Here is a 7,903-nt window from a genome sequence, read left to right on the forward strand (position 1 = left end):
ATGGATTTAGGGACTCAGAATACTTTTTTCTGAAAATCAAGGCGGCCTTCCCCGGAAAGCCGCGATGAACCTTTTTTGTGGGGCTCGCAGGGATCAGAGAGAGGGAGGGGCTTCCTGCCACAGGGGATCGTCCGCCATCCGCTCCACGAGAAAGTCGAGGAAGCTGCGCAGCAGGGGGGACATCTGTTTGCGGGTGCCATAAACGGCATAGACGCCGAGGCGCTTGGGCTGCCACGGGGTGAGCAGGGGGACCAGGGCGCCGCTTGCCAGATGGGGCTGAACCGAGTAGGCGGGTTGCAGGCTGATCCCCGCCCCGTCCAGGGTGGCGGCCAGCAGCAGGTTGGAGATGTTGGCGCTGAGGTTGCCGCTCACCGGGACGGATTCGGGACCATCGGGCCCCAGAAACTCCCACAGGCTCTTGCCGAAATAGGTGTAGGTGAGGCAGTTGTGCAGTGCCAGATCCTGCACCTGCTGCGGCGGAGCATGGCGGGCCAGGTAGGCGGGGCTGGCGCACACCACCGAGTGGCAGGTGCCGAGCCTGCGGGCCACCAGGTTGGGATCGAGGTCGTTGGTGATGCGCAGGGCGAGATCGATTCGCTCCTCCACCAGATTGACCGTCCGGTCCAGCAGCAGGATGTCGATCGCCGTGCCGGGGTAACGGGCCAGGTAGTCGTTCGCCGCCCCGACCAGCAGGGCTTCGGAGAGAGAGTAGCTGCAGGTGATGCGCAGTTGCCCCTTGGGGGCCTCGTCATGGCGGATGGCCAGGTGTTCCATCTCTTCCCCCAGGGCCAGCATGGCTCTGGCCCGGTTCAGCGCCTCTTCTCCCGGCCCGGTCAGGCTCAGCCGGCGGGTGGTGCGGTGCAGCAATCTGGCCCCCATCCAGCGTTCCAGCTCGGCCAAGTAGCGCGACACCATGGCGCGGGACATCTCCAGTTTCTCCCCGGCGCCGCTCAGGCTGCCCTGTTCCACCACGCAGACGAAGACCCGCAATGCGGTCAGCCTATCCATCTTGTGCCCCTATATGCTCGATTTGTGCAACAGTGATGCGCCCATTATGCGGTATTTGTATCGATGGTGATGCAATAAACTGCGCTCATTCCATTAATCCACACCGATGAGCGTTATCTGATGAACAACACACTGCGTACCCTGACCCTGAGCAGCCTCCTGATGACGGGTTCCGCCCTGGCGGCCCCCCTGACCGAGACCGTCTACAACCCCGGCGAGAAGGCCATCTTCCCCGTCTCCTCCTCACTGGTAACCGGTGACAAAGAGGCCATCCTGATCGATGCCCAGTTCGATGTGCAACATGGTCAGGCGTTGGTGGACATGATCAAGAAGAGCGGCAAGAAGCTGACCACTGTCTATATCAGTGCCGGTGACCCCGACTTCTACTTCGGTCTGGAACCCGTCATGGCGGCGTTCCCGGATATCAAGGTGCTGGCCGACCAGCATGTGGTCGACCATATCAAGCAGACCAAGGATGCCAAGCTGAGCTACTGGGGCCCGATCCTGGGCAAGGATGCACCCAAGAGCCTGACCGTGCCGCAAGTGATGACGGCCAGCCACCTGACGCTGGATGGCGAGAAGATTGACATCAAAGAGATGAACACCCCGAATGCCTACCTCTGGGCCCCTTCCATCAAGACGGCCTTTGGTGGTGTGCCGGTCTACAGCGGCGTGCACGTCTGGATGGCGGACAGCCAGTCCAAGGCCGCTCGCAGCAACTGGGTCAAGGCGCTGAACAACCTGCTGGCCCTGAAACCCGAGCGTGTGGTGCCGGGTCACTTCCTGGGAACTGCGCCCAAGGGTACCGAAGCCGTGACCTTCACCCGTGACTACGTGCAGCGTTTTGAGCAGGAGCTGGCCAAGACCAAGCACTCCGGCCAGCTGATTGAAGCGCTGAAGAAGGCTTACCCCTCCCTGCCGGTCGACGATGGCCTGGCCATCGGTGCCAAGGTCAATACCGGCGAGATGAAGTGGTAACTCCCTGACGCCTACTTCCCTGTGTTTTTTTACCGGGCCCGAGGGCCCGGTTTTTTATCCAGCCTTGAAGCGAGAATGATGATGAACGAAGCGCAAATAACCCTCCATTATGTCTATGACCCCCTCTGTGGCTGGTGCTATGGCGCCGCCCCCCTGCTGAAAGCCGCTGCCGAGATCCCGGGCCTTCGCATCGAACTGCATGGGGGGGGCCTCTGGATGGGCGCCAGGCGCCAGGCCATGGGCCAGCCCCTGCGGGACTATGTGCGTCCCCATGATGAGCGCATCCACGCCCTCACCGGACAGCGCTTTGGTGAGCGCTACTTCAACGAGCTCCTGCTCAACGAGTCGCTGCTCCTTGACTCCGAGCCGCCCATACGCGCAGTGCTGGCGGTGAGCGAGCTTGGCGGCGACGGCCTTGCCTTGTTGCACCGCATCCAGGAGACCCACTACCGGGATGGGGAATGGGTCGGTTCCCCGACACAGCTGGCAGCGCTCGCGCGGGAGCAGGGGCTGACACCGGAGGCATTCGCCCTGGCCTTTGGTCGGGTCGATCTTGTGGGCCATCTGGCCACAAGCCAGGCGTGGTTGCGCCGGCTCGGCGGGCAGGGGTTCCCGACCCTGGGATTGATGCAAGGGGAGCGCGTCGTTGCGCTGCCTGTCTCCTCCTATCTGGGAGAGCCAGCGGCGTTCGCGGATCACATTGCCTCCCTGATGGGGTGAGTCTCTCGCCCATCGCCTGTGGCTTGTCAAAGGAGAGGGAGAGGGCAGACCCGTCTGCGCGCCTCCCTTGTCCCCCGCACCGTTCTTGTGCATGCTATCGGCCTCATTGAACGGCAGGATGCAGTACCTATGAACCTTCGCGATCTCGAATATCTGGTAGCGCTGGAAGAGGAGAAACACTTTCGCAAGGCCGCGGAGCGCTGCTTTGTCAGCCAGCCGACCCTGAGTGGCCAGCTGCGCAAGCTGGAAGATGAACTGGGAGTGATCCTCATCGAGCGCACCTCCCGCAAGGTGCTGTTCACGCCCGCCGGCGATGCCATGGCCCGTCAGGCGCGCAAGGTGCTCAAAGAGGCGCGAGAGCTCAAGAGCATAGGCCAGCACTTCGCCGAGCCCATGTCCGGCGAGATCCACATCGGTTTCATTCCCACCGTGGGCCCCTACCTGCTGCCCCACATCATCCAGGATCTGCGTGAACACTTCCCCAAGCTGGAGTTCTACCTCTACGAAGATCAGACCCAAGTGCTGCTCAAGCGGCTGGAGGAGGGGGAGCTGGATTGCCTCGTGCTGGCGGAGCTGGAAGGGATGGAGGGGTTTGGCGCCATCCCCCTCTATCAGGAGCCCATGTGGCTGGCCGTGCCTCAGCATCACCCGGAGGCGAGCGCCAAGGCGGTGCCCCTGCACAATCTCAAGGGCAAGAAATTGCTGATGCTGGCCGACGGTCACTGCCTGCGGGATCAGGCGCTGGGTTTCTGTTTTGCCGCGGGCATCGGTGAGGATCAGCGCTTCAAGGGCACCAGTCTGGAGACCTTGCGCAACATGGTCGCCGCTGGCAGCGGCATGACGCTGGTGCCCAGGCTCGCCGTGCCCGCCAACCCGGAGGAGGGGGGCGTCAGCTATCGCCCGGTGATCAACCCCGTGCCGGGGCGCACCATCTCCCTGCTCTATCGTCACTACTCGGTTCGCCGCCCCTGCTTCAATGAGCTGGCGGCCCGCATCTCGAGTCTGATGAAAGCCCTGCTGGGCTGACGCAGCCCGCTCGTCATCCCGAAACAAAAACCGGCGCCTGGGCGCCGGTTTTTGTTGTTTCCAGGGGGACCTAGAAGATGTCGTCGGTGGAGACGGGACCGTCTGTGGTCGCATCGTCACCGCCATACACCTGGTTGCCATCGGAGATCTGGCTCGCGTAGCGGGTGGGCTCTGTGCCCTCTTTGAAGAACTCCTCCGTGGTACTGCCATCGGCGCGATTGGTCAGCAGACCGGTTTCACGATCGATGCGGACCTGCATGATCCCTTCGGGGACCGGCATCTTGCGCTCGGGCACCTGTTGCAGAGCCGTCTTCATGAAGTCAATCCAGATGGGCTGGGCGGCACCGCCGCCAAACTCGGCCCGGCCCAGATCGCGCTGGTGGTTGTCAAAACCGATCCAGGAGGTGGCCACCAGATTCGGGGTATAACCGGAGAACCAGGCATCCCGGGATTCGTTGGTGGTCCCCGTCTTGCCCGAGATGTCGTGACGCTTGAGGTCACGGGCTGCCCGCCAGCCGGTACCACGCCAGCCATTGCCACCCCAGATGGCGGTGGTCAGGGTGTCGGTGATGAGGAAGGCGCTCTGGGCGCTGATGGTCTGCGGTGCCATGTTGTTGGGCACGACAGGATCGATGGGGCACTGGGCCTTCCAGTCTGCCGTGGTATTGGCATAGGCATCCGCGCTGTCGAGACCGGCGGCGGCCAGCACGCCGCAGTCGCGGCAGGCGGCGGCCGGGTTGGCCTCGAACAGGGGGGTGCCGAAGCTGTCGGTCACTTCGGTGATGAAGTAGGGGGTGACCTGGAAGCCGCCATTGGCCAGCACCGAGTAGCCGCGCACCACTTCCAGCGGGGTGAACTCCGCCGCACCCAGCGCCAGGGATTCGTTGGCAGAAATGTGATCACGGGCGAAGCCGAAGCGGGTCAGGCCGTCGATATAGGTATCCAGCCCGATGGCGCGCATCAGGCGGACCGACATCACGTTCTTGGACTTGGCAAGGCCGAGGCGCAAGGTGGTCGGCCCTTCATAGATGGCGGGCGAGTTCTTGGGCTGCCACATGGGGCCCTTGGCAGGATCCCACTGGTTGATCGGTGCATCGTTGATGAGGGACGCCAGGGTATAGCCCTGCTCCAGCGCGGTGGCATAGAGGAACGGTTTGATGTTGGAGCCGACCTGACGACGGGCCTGATCGACCCGGTTGAACTTGGAGAGCTCGAAGCTGAAGCCGCCGACCAGGGCCTCGATGGCGCCGTCTTGCGGGTTCATGGCCACCAGGGCGGCGTTGACGTCGGGGATCTGGGAGAGCAGCAACTCTTCCCCTTTCTCCCTGACCCAGATCTGGGCGCCGACTTTGAGCACATCCCGCGCCGATTTCGGGGCAAAGCCCTGGCGATCGTCGGTGATGAAGGCACGCGCCCACTTGATGCCATTCCAGCCCAGTTCGGCCTGTTTGCCATTTTTGAGCACCAGGGTGGCGCTCTTGTCGCCGAGCTGGGTGACCACGGCGGCCATCAGGGGCTGATAGGTCGGCTGCTTGGCCAGATGGGCCATGATCTGCTCGTAGTCCCAGGACGTTTCACCGGCTTTCCACAGCAAGGCGGTCGGGCCACGGTAGCCGTGGCGGGTGTCGTAGTCGAAGACACCGTCCAGCAACGCCTGATGGGCGGCGCGCTGACGCTTGGCGGTGACGGTGGTGTAGACATGCAGCCCCATGGTGTAGGCATCTTCACCAAACTGCTCCACCATCTTTTGGCGCACCATCTCGCTCAGATAGGGGGCGTTCAGCGTAGTTTCGGCACCGTGAAAACGGGCCTTGACCGGCATCTTGGAGGCTTCGTCATACTGGGCCTGGGTGATCTTGCCGGTTTCCAGCATGCGACCCAGTACCACGTTGCGGCGAGCGAAGGCGCGCTCCGGGGAGCGGATCGGGTTCAGCATGGAGGGTGCCTTGGGGAGACCCGCGATGATGGCGATCTCGTCCAGGGTCAGATCCTTGACCTCCTTGCCGAAGTAGACCTGGGCGGCCGCGCCGACCCCGAATGCCCGGTAGCCGAGGGGGATCTTGTTGAGATAGAGGGTGAGGATCTCGTCCTTGGAGAGGTTCTGCTCGATGCGCCAGGCGAGGAACACTTCCTTGATCTTGCGTACAAGAGTCTTCTCGTTGCTCAGGAAGAAGTTGCGGGCCACCTGCTGGGTAATGGTACTGGCGCCCTGACGCGCCTGGCCGGAGACGGCCCAGACGGTGGCGGCACGGATGATGCCGATGGGGTCAATGCCCGGGTGCTCATAGAAGCGGGCATCTTCGGTGGCGAGTACGGCATCGATCATGGACTGGGGAATTTCGTCCAGCCGCAGGGGGATGCGACGAATTTCGCCAAACTGGGAGATCAATTCCCCGTCCCGGCTGTAGACCTTCATGGGGGTAGCCAGTTTGACATCGCGCAGGGCGCTGACGTCCGGCAACTGGGGCTTGATGTAGAAGTAGATGCCGATGAGGCTGGCAACGCCCAGCACAGCACCCAGCATCATGACAATAAACAGGCGAACGAGCCATTTCAGCATGGAAGAACTACCAATCGTCTTAAAATTAGCCAACGGGCGCAGAGTATAGCCTTTTTACCCTCGCGGATTCGAGGTTTTCCTGTCCGCAAACAGGCGACCCCGAGAAGAGGCGGGAGGGTAGCACTCCAGGGCACAATTACCAAGGGGGCCGCAATCAAGGCCGAAAGGAGAGGGGCGTCAACTTTTGACACAAACTTTATGACATTGATAGATAGAGCATTATATTGAGTTAAGCCGTCACATCATGACGCGCTGTCCTACAATAAGTCCGAAAACCCAATAACGCATGGATGTGTATATGTTTGGGCTATTAAGTAAGGGATCCCTCGTCTCCATGGCGGGCATTGATTTTGGCAGTCAAACCATCAAGGCCGTCACCATCAGCGGACGTCCCGGCAAGGTGCACCTCGGTTCGGTTGCCGAGATCCCCATGCCAAGAGGAACGCTGGTCGACTATCAACTTCAGGACATTGAACGGGTCAGTCAGTCCCTCAAGTCGCTCAAGCGGCTCGTGCAAGGGGATTGCCAGAACGTGGCCACGGCCGTGACCGGTTCCAATGTCATCACCAAGATCATTCAGGTCGATACCAACATCAACGAGAGCGAGCTGGAGAACCAGGTTCACCTGGAGGCAGAGCAGCTCATCCCCTTTCCCCTCGATGAAGTGAGCCTGGATTTTGAAATCCTCGGGATGGCGGGCGACAACGGGCGTCAGGCTTAGTCATCCCCTCATATGCGCCAGGCGTGGTACGGCCTCCAGAGAAACCACCGCATTTTTGACGAGGCAATACCACTAAGCTCTTATACAAGTAAAACCCAGGCTGTATGCGGCTTGCAGAGCAATTGCTAGCATTTGACGAGATAGTACATGTTAACATTTGTATCAAACATGCTTATATCATGCTCTGAAAATGAGGGGATGACTGAGGGCGTCAGGAGGTCCTGCTCAGTGCCGCGCGGACCGAGAGCGTCAGTGGCCGGGTCAGTGCCCTGACGGAGGCTGGCATGACGACCATGGTGGTGGATGTGGGGGCCCATGCGCTCGGACGCGCCGTGCTGGCCTGCCTGCCCGACCTGCAAACCTCGGAGAAACCGGTTGGCATCGTTGACATCGGTGCCAGCGCCCTGACTTTCGCCGCCCTGCTACGGGGCCAGGTCATCTATTCCCGGTTGCAGATTTTTGGTGGTGATCAATACAGCCAGGCATTGGCCTCTTTTTAGGTTCTTCGCGGGATCTTGGGGAAGTGGAAGTTGACAGACAGGGTGCTGGTAAACTGGCTGTCTCCAAACACACCACCACCATCACCCTGCTGTCGCCGTGCATCATATTGATATTGCCTCCTTCTGGCCAGGTTATACCGTCATCGCCCAAGCGCTTTCTGCCAACCATCACACCCTGTTTACCCTTGAGCCTCGCGCCGACTTCTTGCCCCGTTGTCGCCCAGGGCGGGATCGCACTTTGTTAATGAAATTTGAACAGGCAGATCGTCTGTGATCTAATCGCGTCTCCATGTAGGAGGCACGCGCTATGACGGTAAGCGCCGTTAAATCGACGTACTTGCCCTAACGGTATTGCGCCACTTTTTTTGAAATCGGCTCCAACGCCACATT

6 protein-coding genes and 2 pseudogenes are annotated in these 7,903 nt (G+C 61.1%); 6 read left to right on the forward strand and 2 right to left on the reverse strand.

Annotation, left to right across the window (positions count from 1 at the left end; all coding sequences use genetic code 11):
• Positions 1–93: 93 nt before the first annotated feature.
• The gene (locus OKC30_RS18815) at positions 94–1,008 is read right to left on the reverse strand and encodes a LysR family transcriptional regulator (RefSeq protein WP_109111949.1); all 915 of its coding nucleotides are present in this window, start codon (positions 1,006–1,008) and stop codon (positions 94–96) included.
• A 120-nt stretch (positions 1,009–1,128) separates the two neighbouring features.
• Here OKC30_RS18815 and OKC30_RS18820 point away from each other — a divergent pair, with 120 nt between their 5' ends.
• The 3 genes from OKC30_RS18820 (at position 1,129) to oxyR (ending at position 3,732) form a co-directional block, all read left to right on the forward strand.
• A complete protein-coding gene (locus OKC30_RS18820; protein ID WP_160837040.1) occupies positions 1,129–1,986 on the forward strand; it encodes a Vmh family MBL fold metallo-hydrolase in 858 nt (285 codons plus the stop codon).
• Positions 1,987–2,061: 75 nt separating this feature from the next.
• Complete coding sequence (locus OKC30_RS18825; RefSeq protein WP_160837038.1) at positions 2,062–2,706, forward strand: DsbA family protein; 645 nt, start codon at positions 2,062–2,064, stop codon at positions 2,704–2,706.
• 129 nt (positions 2,707–2,835) lie between these two features.
• Positions 2,836–3,732 carry a DNA-binding transcriptional regulator OxyR gene (gene oxyR, locus OKC30_RS18830; RefSeq protein ID WP_041212564.1) on the forward strand — a complete coding sequence of 299 codons (897 nt, stop codon included), beginning with the start codon at positions 2,836–2,838 and terminating at the stop codon, positions 3,730–3,732.
• Between the two features lie 70 nt (positions 3,733–3,802).
• Here oxyR and OKC30_RS18835 read toward each other — a convergent pair whose 3' ends face one another.
• Positions 3,803–6,292: a penicillin-binding protein 1A gene (locus tag OKC30_RS18835; RefSeq protein ID WP_270809744.1), complete on the reverse strand. Its 2,490-nt coding sequence runs from the start codon at positions 6,290–6,292 to the stop codon at positions 3,803–3,805.
• Positions 6,293–6,590: 298 nt separating this feature from the next.
• Here OKC30_RS18835 and pilM (OKC30_RS18840) point away from each other — a divergent pair.
• From pilM (OKC30_RS18840) to OKC30_RS18850, 3 genes and pseudogenes are all read left to right on the forward strand, one after another.
• A pseudogene (gene pilM / locus OKC30_RS18840) lies at positions 6,591–7,007 on the forward strand (pilus assembly protein PilM); the annotation flags it as partial.
• A gap of 227 nt (positions 7,008–7,234) precedes the next feature.
• Entirely contained in the window at positions 7,235–7,513 is a 279-nt protein-coding gene (gene pilM, locus OKC30_RS18845) for a pilus assembly protein PilM (protein ID WP_270809746.1), read from the forward strand.
• 97 nt (positions 7,514–7,610) lie between these two features.
• Positions 7,611–7,733, forward strand: a pseudogene (locus tag OKC30_RS18850) (ISL3 family transposase); the annotation flags it as partial.
• Between the last annotated feature and the right edge of the window lie 170 nt (positions 7,734–7,903).

Origin of the sequence: Aeromonas sp. QDB18 (genome assembly GCF_027705325.1) — a bacterium.
Taxonomy (GTDB): Bacteria; Pseudomonadota; Gammaproteobacteria; order Enterobacterales; family Aeromonadaceae; genus Aeromonas; species Aeromonas caviae.

Bases quoted from the DNA above. Each gene is read 5' to 3' on its own strand.
- OKC30_RS18815 (WP_109111949.1), bottom strand. From the start codon at position 1,008: ATGGATAGGCTGACCGCATTGCGGGTCTTCGTCTGCGTGGTGGAACAG.
- OKC30_RS18820 (WP_160837040.1), top strand. From the start codon at position 1,129: ATGAACAACACACTGCGTACCCTGACCCTGAGCAGCCTCCTGATGACG.
- OKC30_RS18825 (WP_160837038.1), top strand. From the start codon at position 2,062: ATGATGATGAACGAAGCGCAAATAACCCTCCATTATGTCTATGACCCC.
- oxyR (WP_041212564.1), top strand. From the start codon at position 2,836: ATGAACCTTCGCGATCTCGAATATCTGGTAGCGCTGGAAGAGGAGAAA.
- OKC30_RS18835 (WP_270809744.1), bottom strand. From the start codon at position 6,292: ATGCTGAAATGGCTCGTTCGCCTGTTTATTGTCATGATGCTGGGTGCT.